This is a genomic window from Paenibacillus montaniterrae (genome assembly GCF_018403185.1).
Taxonomy (GTDB): domain Bacteria; phylum Bacillota; class Bacilli; order Paenibacillales; family Paenibacillaceae; genus Pristimantibacillus; species Pristimantibacillus montaniterrae.
The window spans coordinates 149,968-167,216 of record NZ_BOSE01000001.1; the positions used below are offsets into that span (position 1 = coordinate 149,968).

Annotated in this window: 16 protein-coding genes; 15 read left to right on the forward strand and 1 reads right to left on the reverse strand. The window is 49.0% G+C overall.

From position 1 onward, the window contains the following. Positions 1 to 12: 12 nt before the first annotated feature. The 15 genes from smc (at position 13) to KJS52_RS00855 (ending at position 15,339) form a co-directional block, all read left to right on the forward strand. Positions 13 to 3,585: a chromosome segregation protein SMC gene (gene smc / locus KJS52_RS00785; RefSeq protein ID WP_213512737.1), complete on the forward strand. Its 3,573-nt coding sequence runs from the start codon at positions 13 to 15 to the stop codon at positions 3,583 to 3,585. 519 nt (positions 3,586 to 4,104) lie between these two features. Continuing rightward, positions 4,105 to 5,103 carry a signal recognition particle-docking protein FtsY gene (gene ftsY / locus KJS52_RS00790; protein WP_213512738.1) on the forward strand — a complete coding sequence of 333 codons (999 nt, stop codon included), beginning with the start codon at positions 4,105 to 4,107 and terminating at the stop codon, positions 5,101 to 5,103. A gap of 220 nt (positions 5,104 to 5,323) precedes the next feature. After that, a complete protein-coding gene (gene ylxM / locus KJS52_RS00795) occupies positions 5,324 to 5,725 on the forward strand; it encodes a YlxM family DNA-binding protein (protein WP_246563015.1) in 402 nt (133 codons plus the stop codon). Next, entirely contained in the window at positions 5,712 to 7,109 is a 1,398-nt protein-coding gene (gene ffh / locus KJS52_RS00800; RefSeq protein WP_213512739.1) for a signal recognition particle protein, read from the forward strand. Before ylxM ends, ffh begins: the two co-directional genes overlap by 14 nt. Positions 7,110 to 7,364: 255 nt before the next feature. Next, on the forward strand, positions 7,365 to 7,637 hold the full coding sequence (gene rpsP / locus KJS52_RS00805; RefSeq protein ID WP_213512740.1) for a 30S ribosomal protein S16: 273 nt from the start codon (positions 7,365 to 7,367) through the stop codon (positions 7,635 to 7,637). 42 nt (positions 7,638 to 7,679) lie between these two features. Then, on the forward strand, positions 7,680 to 7,910 hold the full coding sequence (locus tag KJS52_RS00810) for a KH domain-containing protein (RefSeq protein ID WP_213512741.1): 231 nt from the start codon (positions 7,680 to 7,682) through the stop codon (positions 7,908 to 7,910). A gap of 129 nt (positions 7,911 to 8,039) precedes the next feature. Beyond that, a complete protein-coding gene (rimM, locus tag KJS52_RS00815) occupies positions 8,040 to 8,564 on the forward strand; it encodes a ribosome maturation factor RimM (protein WP_213512742.1) in 525 nt (174 codons plus the stop codon). Position 8,565: 1 nt separating this feature from the next. After that, complete coding sequence (gene trmD / locus KJS52_RS00820) at positions 8,566 to 9,309, forward strand: tRNA (guanosine(37)-N1)-methyltransferase TrmD (RefSeq protein ID WP_213512743.1); 744 nt, start codon at positions 8,566 to 8,568, stop codon at positions 9,307 to 9,309. Positions 9,310 to 9,462: 153 nt separating this feature from the next. Further along, entirely contained in the window at positions 9,463 to 9,804 is a 342-nt protein-coding gene (gene rplS, locus KJS52_RS00825) for a 50S ribosomal protein L19 (RefSeq protein WP_213512744.1), read from the forward strand. Positions 9,805 to 10,124: 320 nt separating this feature from the next. Beyond that, on the forward strand, positions 10,125 to 10,835 hold the full coding sequence (gene lepB / locus KJS52_RS00830; RefSeq protein ID WP_246563017.1) for a signal peptidase I: 711 nt from the start codon (positions 10,125 to 10,127) through the stop codon (positions 10,833 to 10,835). Positions 10,836 to 10,848: 13 nt separating this feature from the next. After that, entirely contained in the window at positions 10,849 to 11,739 is an 891-nt protein-coding gene (gene ylqF / locus KJS52_RS00835; RefSeq protein WP_213512745.1) for a ribosome biogenesis GTPase YlqF, read from the forward strand. Next, positions 11,740 to 12,399: a ribonuclease HII gene (gene rnhB, locus KJS52_RS00840; protein WP_213512746.1), complete on the forward strand. Its 660-nt coding sequence runs from the start codon at positions 11,740 to 11,742 to the stop codon at positions 12,397 to 12,399. Between the two features lie 140 nt (positions 12,400 to 12,539). Next, positions 12,540 to 14,690 carry a TP0910 N-terminal domain-containing protein gene (locus KJS52_RS00845; protein WP_213512747.1) on the forward strand — a complete coding sequence of 717 codons (2,151 nt, stop codon included), beginning with the start codon at positions 12,540 to 12,542 and terminating at the stop codon, positions 14,688 to 14,690. Then, positions 14,687 to 14,977, forward strand: coding sequence for an EscU/YscU/HrcU family type III secretion system export apparatus switch protein (locus KJS52_RS00850; RefSeq protein WP_213512748.1), 291 nt, complete (start codon positions 14,687 to 14,689; stop codon positions 14,975 to 14,977). Before KJS52_RS00845 ends, KJS52_RS00850 begins: the two co-directional genes overlap by 4 nt. Then, on the forward strand, positions 14,974 to 15,339 hold the full coding sequence (locus KJS52_RS00855; protein WP_213512749.1) for a YraN family protein: 366 nt from the start codon (positions 14,974 to 14,976) through the stop codon (positions 15,337 to 15,339). The genes KJS52_RS00850 and KJS52_RS00855 overlap by 4 nt, the downstream gene beginning before the upstream one ends. A gap of 82 nt (positions 15,340 to 15,421) precedes the next feature. Here KJS52_RS00855 and KJS52_RS00860 read toward each other — a convergent pair whose 3' ends face one another. Further along, the gene (locus KJS52_RS00860; protein WP_213512750.1) at positions 15,422 to 16,948 is read right to left on the reverse strand and encodes a YifB family Mg chelatase-like AAA ATPase; all 1,527 of its coding nucleotides are present in this window, start codon (positions 16,946 to 16,948) and stop codon (positions 15,422 to 15,424) included. Positions 16,949 to 17,249: the final 301 nt, after the last annotated feature.

The following is a 17,249-nucleotide window of genomic DNA, read 5'->3' on the forward strand; positions in this document are numbered from 1 at the left end:
GAAAGCCAAACTATGTATTTAAAAAGAATTGAATTAGCAGGCTTCAAATCTTTTGCAGATAAAACTGAGCTGGAATTTGTCAACGGCATTACCGCTGTTGTTGGACCGAACGGCTCAGGCAAAAGCAATATTTCTGATGGCATTCGCTGGGTTCTTGGCGAGCAAAGTGCGAAAAGCCTGCGTGGTGGCAAAATGGAGGATGTCATTTTTGCGGGAAGTGACGCGCGTCGTGCAGTCAACTACGGCGAAGTGTCGCTGACGCTGGATAATTCCGACGGCTCCCTGCCACTGGAGTACAACGAAGTTACGGTTACACGTCGCGTGCATCGAAGTGGCGATAGTGAATATATGATTAACAAGCAGTCGTGCCGGCTAAAGGATATTACTGAGCTGTTTATGGATACGGGGATCGGGAAAGAAGCGTATTCGATTATCGGTCAGGGCCGCATCGAGGAAATATTAAGTACGCGCTCAGAGGACCGCCGCGGCATATTTGAAGAAGCGTCCGGCATTGTAAAATATAAATCTCGCAAAAAGGAAGCTAGACGAAAGCTGGATGATACCGAGCAAAATTTGCTGCGCATCCATGACCTTGTAACAGAGCTTGAGGATCAGGTTGAGCCGCTGCGCAAGCAATCCGAGGTTGCGCTGCATTACAAGGAGCTTAAAGAGCTGCTGAAATCGAAGGAAATATCCCTTTATGTGCACCAGATTGAAACGTTACATAAAGCGTGGTCGGAATCGACTGCCAAGCTTGAGTCGCTGAATCAGGAGCAGCTGAAGCTGTCTTCTGTCGTGAGCAAGCATGATGCTTTGCTGGAAAGCGATCGATTGCAGCTTCGCGAAATCGAAAAAGAGCTTGATTCCTTGCATCAATCGATGCTGCAAATAAGTGAAGAGGTTGAAAAATGCGAGGGCTATAGCGAGGTCATCAAGGAAAGAATTCGCCATAATGAGGAAACCTCGCTTGCTGTAAAGCAGACGATAGCGGCCACTGATGAGCGGATCATGAGCTTGTCCAAGGAAGAGGTCGCGATACGCAGCAAAGCGGCTGAGCTGGAAGAGCGTTTAAAAAGCTTGCGCTTGACATTAGCTGCTGAGGAGCAGCGCATGCAAGGCGTTGCAACTGGAAGCACCCAGGATGAGGAAGAGCGCTTGAAAGGCGAGCTGTTAACCGTATTAAGCTCGGCAGCCCAGCTGCGCAATGAGATTCGCTATACGCAGCAGCAGCAGGAAGCGCTGCAGCGGCGCATGGAGCGAATTGATGAGGAAGAAGCGAAATGGACGCAGCAGCAGCGGGCGCTTGAAGCGAAAAAGCATGGGCTTGAGCTGCAATTAAACGAGCTGGTCAAAGAGCATGACAAGCTGCGCACCAGAATGCTGCAGGAGGCTGACGAAGCGCGCAAGCTTAATGGAGTGATTGAGCAGACGACCAATCAGCTGCGCCGTTATGAGCAAAAGCTGGACAGCGATTTATCGAGACGCGATACGCTTAAGGAAATGCAGGATGCAATGGATGGCTTTATGCTGGGCGTTAAAGAAATTTTGAAGGCAGCGCGCCGTCCACAAGCAGGCATTGAGGGTGTTCATGGCGCTGTAGCTGAGCTGATTGTAGTGCCGCAGCGCATTGAGCTGGCCGTTGAAACAGCGCTTGGCGGAGCGCTGCAGCATATTGTGATGGAGAATGAACGCACTTCCCGTGCAGCAATTAGCTATTTAAAGCAGCGTCAGCTTGGTCGAGCGACTTTTTTGCCGCTTGATGTTATTCGCGGACGCCGTTTGAACGAGATGGACAAGCGCATTGTGTCCGAGCTTGACGGCTTTGTCGGAATTGCTGCCGAGCTGGTGCAGACTGAGGACAAATATAAAGAAATCGTTTTTAATTTGCTTGGCAACGTGCTATTGGCGGAAAATTTGGAGCAGGCCAACCGGATTGCTGCCCGCTGCCAGTACCGTTACCGGGTTGTAACGCTGGAAGGCGATATCGTTAACGCTGGCGGCTCAATGACAGGCGGAAGTCAGCAGAAAAAAGGAGCTAACCTGCTGGGACGCCATCGGCAAATTGAACAGCTTGACGAAGTAATTGCTGCTTCCAGGCAGCAAATCGAGCAGGAGCGCTTGAAGCTGGCTGATTTGCGCAAGGAAGTGTCGATCCGCACGCAAAACGCCGAGCAGGCTCGGGAAAAGCTGGAGCAAAAGCGGATTGAGGAGCAGAGCCTGAAGGGCGAGCTGCAGCAGCTGCAGCAGGAAATGAAGTTTCTCAACGAGCAGCAGGCATTGTCCAGCTCGGATAAGCAAGCTCAAGCTGCCGAGCAGCAGGCCGCAGCTAAACGCATTGCCGATGCTGAGGTTCAATTGGCGGAGCATGCCGAGAAAGAAGCAGCCTTGCAGGAAGCAATTAAGCTGGCGGAGCAGCGGCGCAAATCGAATGAAAGCGAAAAGGAAGAGCTGCAAACACAGCTGACTGATTTGAAAATCAATGCAGCCAAGCTTGACCAGGAATATAGCAATTATGAGGATCAAGCGGCCCGCCTGCGCGATGACATCAATCGTGCCAAGCAGGAGCTGAAAACTCAGCAGCAGCAGGAACAGCAGCTGCAGGAGCAAGCTGCGAGCCTTGCGCAGGAAGCTGCGGATCAGGCGACTCGTCTCGCGCAGCTGCGGGAAAGCAAGCAGGCTTGCAGCGATCGTACGGATGCGTACCGGTTGAAGCGGGTTGAAAAGCTTAGCGGCCTTGAACAGGGCGAAAGCGAGACTAAAGAGCAAAGAATCGCGCTGCGCAACATTGAAGAGCAGCTGCGGCAAACAGAAATTGTACTCAACCGTCAAGATGTTGAGCTTGATCATACGATTAAAAAGCTGTCGGAGGAATATGGCTACAGCTTTGAGCTGGCTAAGCAGCAATATCCGCCTGCGGACGATATTAATGCGATCCAGCTTGATGTGCGTGAGCTGAAGCGCAAAATCAGCTCGCTTGGGGAAATTAATCTTGGCGCGATTGAGGAATATGAGCGAGTAAAGGAACGCTATGATTTCCTTACTGAGCAGAAAAACGATTTGATGGAAGCGAAGGCAACTTTATACGAAGTCATTAGAGAGATGGACGAGGAAATGTCCAAGCGCTTTAAAACGACATTCGAAGAAATTCGCAAGCATTTTATCGTCGTATTCGGCAAGCTGTTTGGTGGTGGTCGAGCGGATCTTATTCTTGTAGAGCCATCTAATATATTGGAAACCGGCATAGACATCGTAGCGCAGCCGCCAGGCAAAAAGCTGCAAAACCTGCAGCTGCTTTCTGGTGGTGAGCGAGCCTTGACCGCAATCGCGCTGCTATTCGCGATTCTGCAGGTTAAACCGGTGCCGTTCTGCGTGCTTGATGAGGTAGAGGCCGCGCTGGATGAAGCGAATGTAACGCGCTTTGCGCAATATTTGCGCGAGTTTTCTACGCTTACGCAGTTTATCGTTGTTACTCACCGTAAAGGGACGATGGAGGAAGCAGACGTGCTGTACGGGGTGACGATGGAGGAGGGCGGGGTGTCAAAGCTGGTATCAGTAAGACTCGAAGAAGAAGAAGAGGTAGTTTAAAAATTGGACTTTGATGACGATGTATTGCGTTGTAGCGTAGTCGGCGGCGAATCTTGAACGCTAGCGAAAACTGCGGTGCTCACGTAGCAAGTGCCTACGCTGCGCTCCTCGTTTTCTACTAGCGTCCAAGCTTCTTGGTCCTGAAAGCACAATTTTTAAACTCTCATTGGAATAGGTGGTTTAAAAAGTTGGACTTTGATGACGATGCTGGGCGTTGGAGTGGATTCGGCGGCGAATCTTGAACGCTAGCGAAAACTGCGGTGCTCACGTAGCTCTGCTCTACGCTGCGCTCCTCGTTTTCTACTAGCGAGCATGCTTCTTGGGCATGGCCGCAAAGAGGACTCCAGCGGAGGAGCAAAGCATCCGAAAAACGAAGAGGGTCGCCTTTAACATCGTAATGCAACCTTAAAAATTCCAATAAGAGGGCATTACGATTTAAAAAGCGACTGGAGGATGCATTGTTCCGGAGCGCTGAAAAGTGTGTTTAAAAGTTAGCAATTTTTTATGCGGAGGGTGCGTATGAGTTTTTTTAAAAAGCTGAAGGAAAGTATTGCGGCCAAGACGGAAGCGGTCACGAATGTGTTTAAGGAAGGCTTGGCCAAAACGAGAACTGCTCTTGTGGAAAAGGTGGAGGAGCTCATTACTCGCCGTAAAAAAATCGACGAGGAGTTTTATGAGGAGCTTGAGGAAATTTTAATTGGCGCGGATGTCGGGGTTACGACGGTTATGCAGCTGATTGATGAGCTGCGTGATGAGGTGAAGAAGCGCAAAATTGAAGATGCAGCTGAGCTGCAGCCTGTTTTATCGGAGAAGCTGGTTGCGATGCTTAAGGGTGAAGATAATCCTAAGCTTGCTTATGCGCCGGAAGGTGAAATTACGGTTTATTTGTTCGTTGGCGTTAATGGCGTCGGGAAAACGACGACGATTGGCAAGCTGGCTCATAAGCTGAAAAGCGAAGGGAAAAATGTACTGCTTGCTGCTGGCGATACCTTCCGTGCCGGTGCAATTGAGCAGCTTGAAGTGTGGGGCGAACGTGTTGGCGTCGATGTTATTAAGCAGTCTTCCGGCTCTGATCCGGCCGCAGTCATTTATGATGCTGTGCAGGCGGCAAAGCAGCGCAAGGTCGATGTGTTGATATGCGATACTGCCGGCCGCTTGCAGAACAAGACCAATTTGATGGAGGAATTGAACAAAATCTTCCGCGTCATTCAACGCGAGCTCCCTTCTGCGCCGCATGAGGTGCTGCTTGTGCTAGATGCGACTACTGGTCAAAATGCGCTAAGTCAAGCGAAGCTGTTTGGCGAGAAAAGCGGTGTTACAGGACTCGTGCTCACCAAGCTAGATGGCACAGCGAAAGGCGGCATCGTCATCGCGATCCGCAATGAGCTGAATTTGCCGGTGAAGCTGGTTGGACTAGGTGAGAAAATGGGAGATTTGCAGGAGTTTGATTCCGAGCAATTCGTTCATGCGCTATTTGCCGGCCTCATTCAGAAGGAAGAGCAGGCGGAAAATAATTAACAATCCATATATAAGTAAGCCGCTCCATAAATAACTATTGGGCGGCTATTCTTTTTAAAAGCTGGGACAAGACATAGTGGACTGTTGTACCTTGAAATTTTAACTCATGTGACAAGGTGAAATACTTGACACACTGTTTGAGATCGTATATGATGATTAATGTTGCTGTTATGTAAAGGCTCAAACCTTGACAGCATAACGCTGGCTGGGAGGGATTAGTATGGATCGAATGGAGCCAGATGCCCTGACCAAGACGACTCGCATCAATATGCTGCTTGATTTTTATGAAGAGCTATTGACGGAAAAGCAGCGAACGATACTTACTTTTTATTACCGAGATGATTTTTCTCTTGGCGAAATTGCCTCTGAATTTGGCATTAGTCGTCAAGCAGTGTATGATAATATAAAACGAGCTCAGCAGGCGCTGGAAATGTATGAAGCGAAGCTGGAGCTGCTTGCGCGACATGAGCAGACTCTTGCCTTGACTGAGCAGCTTGAAGCTAGCTTGAATACGTTGAAGCTTGAAACGAATCAGCGTCAAGAGCTTCAGGAGATTGTTGAGAAATTGCGTTCAATCGATATAATGGCAGGAATGGAGGCGATAAAGGATGGCAGCATTTGAAAGCTTGACCAGCAGGCTGCAAAGTGTTTTCAGCAAGCTGAAGGGCAAAGGAAAGGTCACGGAAAATGATGTCACTGAAGCGATGCGCGAAGTTCGCTTGGCTTTGCTTGAAGCCGATGTTAACTTCAAGGTCGTGAAGGACTTTATAGCCAAGGTTAAAGAGCAAGCAATTGGCTTAGAGGTTTCAAAGAGCTTTACACCTGGTATGGTTATTATTGATATAGTCAATAAGGAATTAACCGAGCTGATGGGAGGCACGCAAGCAAAGCTTGCCAAAGCCAACAAGCCGCCAACGGTCATTATGATGGTGGGCTTGCAGGGGGCAGGTAAAACGACGTCCTCCGGTAAATTGGCGCGACTGCTGCAAAAAAGCAACCATAAACCGTTGCTGGTAGCCTGCGATATTTACCGCCCGGCAGCGATCAAGCAGCTGCAAGTGCTTGGCGAGCAAATCAAGGCGCCGGTATTTGCAATGGGAGATCAGGTTTCTCCGGTTGAAATTGCACGCAATGGCTTGCAATTCGCCAAAGACAACGGACATGACTATATTATTTTTGATACAGCGGGTCGATTACATATCGATGAAGCGTTAATGGATGAATTGAAGCAAATTCACGCAATTGTCAATCCGGACGAGGTTCTGCTCGTTGTTGACGCAATGACAGGTCAGGATGCTGTTAATGTTGCGCAAAGCTTCCATGAGCAGCTTGAGCTGACCGGGGTTGTATTGACCAAGCTTGACGGCGATACGCGCGGTGGTGCGGCGCTGTCGGTTAAAGCGGTGACAGGCAAGCCGATTAAATTTGCAGCAATGGGCGAGAAAATTGATTCGCTTGAGCCGTTTCATCCAGAGCGTATGGCTTCACGTATTCTTGGCATGGGCGATATGCTTTCGCTTATCGAGAAAGCTCAGGCTGGCATTGATGCGGAAAAAGCGGCCGAGATGGAACGTAAAATGCGCAATGCAGAGTTTACGTTCGACGATTTTCTCGAGCAAATGGAGCAAGTACGCAAGCTTGGCCCACTTGATCAAATTATGGACATGTTGCCTGGTATGGGCAAGCTTAAAGGCAATATGAAGGATATGAAGGTTGATGAGCGTCAGCTTGCACGCGTTGAGGCAATCGTCAAGTCGATGACCAAGGAAGAAAAGCAAAACCCTGATTTGTTGAATCATAGCCGGCGCAAACGCGTTGCTGCGGGGAGCGGAGTTACCGTCGTTGAAGTAAACCGCCTTATTAAGCAATTTGACGATATGCGCAAAATGATGAAGCAGTTCAGCTCGATGATGGGACCAAACGGACCGAAAGGGATGAAAGGTCTTAAGGGCGGGAAGAAGGGGTTAAAGGGGCTTATGGGCAAAAACATGAAGTTCCCATTTTAAGGATGTTTAATCTCCGAGCTTTGATCACGAAGTATTGCGTTGCAGCGTATTCGACATCGAATATGACATTCATCGGAAGCCCGCGGTGCTCACGTACCAAATAACGTACGCTGCGCGCTTCGCGTCACTAGCTTCATGCGATCTTTTCGGTGCTGAAAGTCTAAAATCTTAGAAGGATGTTTAATCTCCGAGCTGAAAGCTCTACGATTAAACTTCGATCTAAATACCGTATTATTTTGAAGGAGGTGAATGATTATGGCAGTACGTATTCGTTTGAAACGCATGGGTGCTCACAAAGCTCCATTCTACCGTGTCGTTGTATCTGATTCTCGTTCTCCACGTGATGGACGTTTTATCGAAGAAATCGGTACTTATAATCCTGTTGCGCAACCAGCTCAAGTGTCTATCAACGAAGAGAAAGCATTGAAATGGCTACAAACAGGTGCTCAAGCATCTGACACTGTGCGCGACTTGCTATCTAAAGCGGGTGTAATGAAAAAATTCCATGAGCTTAAACAACAAAAGTAATCGGCAGCTGCTGATTGCTGTTGAGAAGCGGAGGGCTTTGTCATGAAGGAGTTAATTCTTGTCATTGCGAAGGCTTTAGTGGATCATCCGGAAGATGTGCGCGTTCACGAAAGAGAAGACGAGCGCAGTACGATTTATGAGCTTTCGGTTCATCCATCTGATGTCGGTAAAATTATCGGTAAGCAAGGACGTATTGCTAAAGCGATGCGTACAGTGGTGAACTCGGCTGCTACAAAATCGAATAAGCGTGTCATTGTCGATATTCAATCGTAATGCATGCACATCAGGGGCTGGGATGAAAATCCTGCCCCTTTTTTAACATTGTTAAGCTGCAACGCTTGGGCAAAGTAAATAGAGAAGTCTCGATTTATTACAATTAAGATGCAAGCAAAGGATGATACAATGAGTGGAAACTGGTTTAATGTAGGTGTTATTGTCAATACGCATGGCATTCGTGGCGATATTAAGGTGCTGTCCAAAACAGATTTCCCTGAAGAACGTTTTGCAAAAGGCAGCAAGCTGACCATGTTTGATGATGCTACCGGACAATCACAGCCTATTGAAATCGAACAGGCTCGTGAACATAAAGGGATGTACATTGTTAAGCTGAAAGGCTTTAGCAATATTAATGAAGTGGAAAAGTATAAGGGCTGGGTTATTCGTGTTGCTGGCGAGGAGCAGGGAACGCTGGATGAAGGCGAATATTTTTACCATCAAATTATTGGCTGCAGCGTCTATACGGAAGATGGCGAGCTGCTGGGATCGATAACTGAAATATTATCGCCCGGGGCAAATGATGTGTGGGTTGTTGCACCGTCCAACAGCAAAGCAAAGCCGATTTTGCTGCCGGTGATCGATCCCGTCATACTTAACGTTGATATTGCTGAGCGCCGAATTACCGTTCATTTGCTTGAAGGGCTGATCTAAAATGAAAATTGATGTACTGACGTTGTTTCCGGAAATGTTTACTGGCGTGTTTAATAGCAGTATTTTGGGCAAAGCCCAGGAAAAAGGAATCGTCAAGCTGCAAGCGATTAACTTTCGCAGCTATGCCAACAATAAGCATCATACAGTGGATGATTACCCGTATGGCGGCGGCGGAGGCATGGTGCTTAAGCCGGAGCCAGTGTTTGCAGCTGTTGAGGCGCTCTGTGAGCAGGCTGAGGAGGCGCCGCGCGTTATTTTAATGTGTCCCCAGGGCGAGCGCTATACGCAGCGCAAAGCTGAGGAGCTGAGCGCTGCAAAGCATCTCGTTTTCATTTGCGGGCATTATGAAGGCTATGATGAGCGGATTCGCAAGCATTTGGTGACAGATGAAATATCGGTGGGCGATTATGTGCTGACGGGCGGAGAGCTGCCGGCAATGACCGTAATTGACAGCGTTGTGCGCCTGCTGCCAGGCGTGCTCGGTAATGAGACGAGCGCTGTGACGGATTCGTACAGCACTGGCTTGCTTGAATACCCGCACTATACCCGTCCAGCCGTATTTCGCGATATGAAGGTGCCCGATGAGCTGTTGTCCGGACATCACGGCAATATTGAAAAATGGAGACGTCAGCAGTCGCTTGTTCGTACGCTGGAGCGCCGCCCTGATCTGCTGGAAACGGCCGAGTTGACGGAAGCAGAACGAAAATGGCTTGCCGACTACAAAAAAATGAACAATATTGAGTAAAATTTGCTTCACGACTCATTGTATTATCTTTTGTTTTATGATATATTTGATAATGTTGTTTTTCGTATAACGGATGGTCCGCTATAAGTGATGAGCTAATCTGGAGGATTAAGGAGCTTATAAGAACATCTATGGTGAAAGGAGTTGAGTGTAATGAATATCGTACAAGCAATTACTCAAGAGCAACTTCGTCAAGACGTACCGAATTTCCGTCCTGGTGATACATTGAAAGTGTATGTAAAAGTTATCGAGGGTTCTCGTGAACGTATTCAGCTATTCGAAGGCGTTGTAATTAAACGTCGCGGTGGCGGAATTAGTGAGACTTTTACAGTTCGTAAAATCTCTTACGGTGTTGGCGTGGAAAGAACATTCCCGCTTCATTCGCCAAAGGTTGATAGAATCGAAGTAGCACGTCGCGGTAAAGTTCGTCGCGCGAAATTGTACTACCTTCGCAACTTGCGTGGTAAAGCAGCAAGAATCAAGGAAATTCGCTAAAATGAACTATCAGGAGGAGCTTGTTTTATCAAGCTCCTTTTCGTGTTTTAGGACAAGCTTGCCTCACAAAATTTTTGCTATGCAGAGAGGCGAGACAGGATGTAAGATGAAAGGTAATAGAGCATGCTTTCAAAGCAACTTTTCGCAGTGAAAGCAAGTCTAACGATATGTAGCAATACACAATGCTTCCGAATTACTTTTCATATGCAGAGAAGTAGAATAGGGAGTAATATGAAAAGTAAGATCGTGCTTCCGAGGTACTTTTCATATGCAGAGAAGTAGAACAGGAAGTAATATGAAAAGTTGTAGGAGGTATAGGAATGGAGCCTAACGATAAAATGACTAATAGTACGATTAATCCAGAGGTCAATGATGTATCAGAAGCAGATCAAGCTCAATCCAATGAACTAGCTGACTCTACTCCTATTCCGAGCCGTAAGGACGCTCGACAAAAAAAAGCCTACCGTGAAACTGTTGAGTGGATTAAAGCGATTGCCATTGCCGTGGTGCTCGTTTTTATTGTAAGAACCTTTCTTTTCTCGCCTTTTATTGTAGATGGAGCGTCAATGGAACCGAACTTTCATACGAAAGAACGCGTTATTGTCAATCTGCTCATTTATAAAATAAGCAAGCCAAGCTATGGGGATGTCGTCGTATTTGATGTTCCAGAGGAAGGCCGCCGCTTTATTAAGCGAGTGATTGGTGTTCCGGGCGATACGATCGAAGTGCATGGCGATGATGTTTATGTAAATGGCGAGCGAATTGAAGAGCCTTATTTGGAGGAAGCTATTGCAGAAAGCCATGAAAGAGGCGAAACCTATAATGGCCAAAGCGATTATTTCAGCTTTCCCAATGACTACTACCAGGATAATGTTGTGCCTGAGGGACATTACTTTGTAATGGGCGATAATCGAAGCGACAGTAAGGATAGTCGCGCAATTGGCTATGTATCAGAGGATGAGATTATTGGCCGCGCAGATATCGTCATGTGGCCATTAGCTGAGTTGAAATTAATCAAGCATTACAACTAGATGAGGTGAACAAATGGCTATTCAATGGTTTCCAGGGCATATGACCCGTGCGAAACGCCAAATTCAAGAAAAGCTGAAATTAATCGACATCGCTATCGAATTGCTGGATGCTCGAGTGCCGATTTCCAGCCGCAACCCAATGGTTGATGAAATTTTGCTTGGCAAGCCGAGATTGATTATTCTAAATAAATCCGATCTTGCCGATCCAAGAATGAACGAGCAGTGGAAGCAATATTTTGAGCATGAAGGGCATACCTGCGCAATTGTCGATTCCAATACAGGAACAGGTGTGCAAAGCATCTCCACGCTTGCCAAAGAGATTTTGAAGGAAAAAATAGATAAGCAAATTGCCAAAGGAATGCGCCCGAGAGCGATCCGAAGCTTAATTGTCGGCATTCCCAATGTAGGCAAATCGACGCTGATCAATCGTTTGGCTGGCAGAAGTGTAGCGATTACGGGCGATAAGCCGGGAGTCACGAAAGGCCAGCAATGGATTAAAGCTGGAGCTGATTTCGAACTGCTCGATACGCCAGGCATATTATGGCCCAAATTCGAGGATCAGATGGTTGGTTACCGACTGGCGATAACAGGCGCTATCCGCGAGCAAATTTTGAATTTGGATGATATCGGTTATTATGCAATGAAAATGCTTTGCCAGCGCTATTGGACGACGCTTGCTGAACGCTATGAGCTTAGCGAGCCGCCTGCTGACTGCGAGGACAATATGGAAATTGTACGCATTATGGAGGAAGTTGGACGCAAGCGCGGCTGCTTGATGAGCGGCGGCAGAGTGGATCTTGAAAAAGCGTCCAGTATTATTTTGCGTGATCTTCGTGCCGGCAAGCTTGGGCGAATTACGCTTGAGGCTCCGTACGATGATATGCCTGTAAGAGAGGTAGAATAGATGAATGAAGTAACCGATCAGCTTGCTTTTGAGAAAGAGCAGTGGCAGCAAGGCGTCGAGCTGGTTGCAGGTGTGGATGAAGTAGGTCGCGGCTGCTTGTTCGGCGACGTTGTTGCCGCCGCTGTAATTTTGCCGCGGGGCTGTGTGATTGAAGGAATTGATGATTCGAAAAAGCTGACAGAGAAAAAACGCGAGCAGCTGTTTCAATATATAACAGAAACTGCGGTGGCTTACCATATTACGGCGATCCCCGCTAAAGTAATAGATCAGATCAATATTAAGCAGGCGGCGAGGCTGGCAATGAAGCTTGCTGTCGAAGGCTTGAGCGAGCAGCCTAAACATATTCTGGTTGATGCAGAAACATTGGAGCTGCCTCAGCCGCAGCAGGCGATTATTAAAGGCGATGCAAGAAGCCAGTCAATTGGTGCTGCCTCGATATTAGCCAAGGTAACGCGAGATCGCCTATGTCAAACCGATTGGCATGAGCGCTTCCCGCAATATGAGCTGGCGAAGCATAAAGGCTATGCTACAAAGCTACATAATGAAATGATTTTACAGCATGGGCCGTCGCCGATGCATCGAAAAACATTTTTACGCAAGCTGCTGGGAGACCAGCTTGACTCCGCATGGGAAAATATGTCGTTAAAGTATAGCGATTAGTAGGCATTAGCCTATTTATCGCTATTTTTTATGCGCTCAACTTTGCCCGCTCCGCTTCAAAAATATAAATTCGCTCTTCATTTATGGTGCTGGCTCAGCCGATATTAAAATAGTAGTAATGAAAGAGAGGAGCAACGTTCATGAACATAAATAATATTAAAGGTATGTTTGGCGATGCGGTCAGCAATGAAGTAAGAACGTTAGAGCTGCGAGTCGGTCAAGTTGTCCGTGGCGTTGTTCTGCAGCAATTCCCAAACAATGAAGCTACGGTTTCGATCAATGGCGTGCAGGTACGGGCGAAGCTTGAAATCCCGCTAATGGAAGGGCAAGCGTCGCTGCTGCAGGTGCAGCCAGATTCTAAAAACGGACAAATTCATTTAAAGCAGGTCGATCCTGCAGCTCTTGGAATGCAGGACCCGATGAAGGATATATTGAAGGCACTCAATTTGCCGGATAAAAGCTGGGCGCAAGATATCATTAAAGATTTGAGACGTGAAGGGTTTGCGCTTAATAAGGAGACTGCGGCAGCGTTTCAGCGCGCCGCGCAGCTGCAGCCTCCAGGAGTTAGCCAGGAGCAGTGGATGAATGCCGCTGCCGCTGCTTTTAAAAGAGGCTTGCCGATGACGGAAGCGACGATTTCAGCGATGCATCAGCTGCAAAGCGGCACGCCGATTCACAGCCTGATTTCCCAGCTCCATAGTCAGCTTGCTCAAATGCTGCAGCAAGGGGGAAATGGGCAGAGTAAGCAGTTGCTTACACAGCTAATGGCGCAATTAGAGCAGGGGGCGGAGTTGCTGCGCTTGCTTTCTGGAACTACGACTGGCAGCAACAGTTCTATGCAGCAGCAGGCTCAAGCGAACAGCTTGCCGCAGGCGGCACCCGGTGCAGCAATTGCTAATCCGTTAGCTCAAGCTGCCGCGACACTGGCCTCACAAGCTGCCAATGCAGGCTCGAGCCAGCCAAATCAGACAGTACAGGCGACTGTCCCTGCCCCTTTGCAGCAAGGGGGAGCTCATCAGCCGGCAGCAGGTGCAGCCAGTTCTGCAGCTGCCAGTCAGGCCGCAACAGCCCAAGGCAGCCAAGGAGCGGCATCGAGCAGTCTACTGCCGCAGCTTATGAAGTGGCTGGGCGTTAGTCATGAAGCGTTGTTCGCCAAGCATATGCTAAGCGGGGCGCCTGCAGCAGGCACGTCAGCAATGCAGAGCAACGGCTCAACTGCCCTGCAGCAGTCTGCACAGCCGCTACCTAGCGACGCTGCGGCGCAAGCGCAAGCCAATTCAGCAGCCGCAGCAAGGTCAGCTGCTCAAGGCGGACAGCCGCAGCCGGCAATGCCTGCCGCCAGTCAAGCTGCTCAGCAGAGCGTACTGCCTCAATCGCAGGCAACTGCGGTCAATATTGGTGGTGGAGCGTCAACGCAATCTATAGCGAGCAACATTCAAGCGACGCCACAGCAGACTGCTTTTGCACAGCAATTAGCGGATGGTGCTGCTCAGATGGGGGCAACGACGAACAGCTCGCCAACAACTGCTGCTGCGCCAGCACAAGGTCAGGCTCAGCCTGCACAGGGCCAGACACATGGGCAAGCTCAGCCAGCGCAAGGCCAAGCAGCGCCGAGTCTGCCAGCAGCTGTTGCGACGGCGACGTCACAGTCTGCGTTGTCAGCGGCGGCAGATGGGTCGCATACTCAGCTGCAATCCCATGCTGCAAGCCAGCAGCATAGCGTTCAGGAAAGCTTGAAAGCGAGCATCATTCAGCTGTTGCAAGCTGCTGACGTTACTGGTCAGGTTAAAGAAACGGCGCAGCAGCTGCTGCATGCGATTACAGGCCAGCAGCTTATGCTGTCGCCAGAGCGCAATCATTCCGTTTTTTCGCATGTCACTCTATTTATCCCGATACATGACGGAGAAAAGGGCCAGACTGCGTCTGTTCATGTACAAACGAGACGAAACCGCAAGGGTGAGCTGGATTCCGACAACTGCCGCATCGTGTTTGATCTGCAGATGAAGACGCTTGGCCCAACCTTGGTTGATATGAATATTGTCAATAAGATTGTAAGCTTGAATCTTTGGAATGATCATCCCGCGATTGCACCGATCCTTGACACTTTAAAGCCGGAGGTGCAGGAGGCGCTGAATAGTCATGGTTATATGCTGTCCTCAGTGCGTGCCAGCGCGATTCCGCTTAAGGAAGAAGAGTCCGCCAAGCTGGAGGAAGGCAAGGCGGTCATCATCCCGCCAGATATTGAACAATTGAACTCCACCCGCTACAAAGGAGTTGACTTCAAAATATGAGCGAGAAAATGTCCAGGCTTAAAAAAGCAGTTGCAATGAAATATGATCCGCTCACCAATACCGCTCCTGTAGTAGTGGCGAAAGGACAAGGAGACCTTGCCGAAAAAATATTAGAGAAGGCCAAGGAAAGCGGCGTACCGATTCAAGAGGATCAATCATTGGTAGAGGTGCTGTCAAAGCTTGATGTTGATCAAGAAATTCCGCCAGAGCTTTTTGCAGTTGTTGCTGAAATATTGAGCTTAGTCTATCGAGCGGACAGCAGAGCTCAGAAGCTGGAGCTGCCATGAACCGCAAGCAATTGGGACAGCTGGGCGAACAGTTCGCTGCTGATTACTTGCAGAAGCAGGGCATGCGCATCGTCGCGCGCAATTGGCGCTGTGCCTCGGGTGAGCTGGATTTAATTGCGTATGATCGAAAGGTGCTTGTTTTTGTCGAGGTGCGGACAAGAACGGTTTATATGAATAATAAAGCACGTTACGGCTCGGTGCTGGAGGCGGTTACTCCTTACAAGCAGCAGCAAATTAGAAAATTGGCGGAAATCTATTTATATCAAAAAAAGCTGGCTGATCAGGCTGTTCGCTTTGATGTTGTTTTAATCGAACGCGAAGACGATTTAATGAAAGCCACCCATATTCCCCACGCGTTTTAGGCGGAGCAGCGGCTCCGCCTTATTTGCATATCTGAGCGACTTAATGGAGAATGAGCGACTTATGGATAATACGAGCGGCTCGTTACGGAGCGAAGGCCATATCAAGCTTGCGATATTGCACCGCTTCGGCTACATGCTCCAGCTGAATATGCTCGGACAGCTCCAAATCCGCTATCGTTCTGGCAATTTTAATAATCCGCTCATAGCCGCGCATGCTTAATCCAAGCTTCGTAAAGGCATGCTCCAGCAGCTGGGCAGCCTCCTTCGGAATGGCTGCATAGCGGCTTAATGCTGAAGCGGGCAGCTCGCTATTATAGCGATAGCGCTGCTCGCGATACCGTTCCTGCTGGACTGAAATAGCCTGCAGCACCTTTGCTTTAAGCTTTTCTGTGCCGTATTGCATATCGTTCGGTTCGCCAGCAAGGGTGAGCGGACGAGCCATATCGAGCTGAATATCAATGCGGTCAAGCAGCGGGCCCGAAAGCTTGGAGCGATAGCGCTGGATCATGAGCTGGCTGCAGCCGCAGCTGTTATGCTCCGTTTCAAAGCCGTAATAGCCGCACGGACAAGGGTTATAGGAAGCGGCAAGCATAAATGAAGCAGGGAACGTAATATGATTGCGCGCCCGAGAGATTGTGACGGTGCGCTCCTCAAGCGGCTGGCGCAGCAGCTCAAGCACTTGGCGGGAAAACTCCGGCAGCTCATCCAGAAACAGCACGCCATGATGGGCGAGTGTAATTTCGCCGGGCTGCGGAATGCCACCGCCGCCAATCAGCCCTGCATAAGAGATGGAATGATGCGGCGCGCGAAACGGCGGATTTTTTTGCAGCTGAGACGAAGCAGCCTGCAGCTTGCCCGCTACGCTGTAAATTTTCATTACCTCTAGCGCCTCGGCTTCCGCCAATTGCGGTAGCAGTGTGGGCAGGCGGCGCATCAGCATCGTTTTGCCTACGCCCGGCGGTCCGCACACAATGATGTTATGCCTGCCTGCGGCGGCAATGAGCAGCGCCCGCTTCGCCTCTTGCTGACCGACGATATCGGCAAGATCAAGCTCTTCCTTGTCGGCAGGCGCAGGAGCAGACAGACTTCTGAATTGTGCGGACGCTTGAAAGTTTAATTGCTGCAGCTGATTCAAATGAGCAATCGGATAAATGTGCAGATCGGATATTAATCCGGCCTCAGCGGCGTTGTCCTGGGGGATAATTACTTTGCTGCAGCCCGCCTGCTTGGCATATTGCAGCAGTGCCAGCATGCCATTAATCGGCCGCACATGACCGTCCAGTGCCAGTTCGCCCACCAGCAGCGTATGCTCGAAATCGTGCTGGAGCTGAGCTGATGCCTGCAGCAAGCCAGTTGCAATGGCCAGGTCGAGACCGCTGCCTTGCTTGCGCAGAGCAGCAGGCGCGAGATTGATCGTAATCCGTTCAAGCGGAAAGCGAAAGCCGCTGTTGCGGATCGCGGAGCGTACTCGCTCCACCGATTCGCGCACGGCTGAATCGGGTAGGCCGACAACTGAAATTTGCGGAATGCCGCTTGTAATATCGACCTCAACCGTTATGCCAGTGCCTTCAACTCCGACGACAATCGCACTATGAACTGTAGCAAACACAAAAAAGCACCTCCATTTTGCAGGAGGTGCTTCCTCACATGATTCAATATTATGAAAGATATTGATATCCATTATATTACCATAAAGCGAATATCATGGCATCATTAAATATGAATGCAATAACGTCTGGCTGTCGCGAGCAGGAAGCAGGAAGCTGCGTCAGCCATGATCTTCAATTAACATCTGGTTATTGGCTGTGAAATATGTCATACTAAGAAATGGATTGCGCATACAATCTCATTTTGAGATTAGTATGATAGCAAAGTTAGCTCACTATTTTTCGATAAAAGAGGAGATAAAG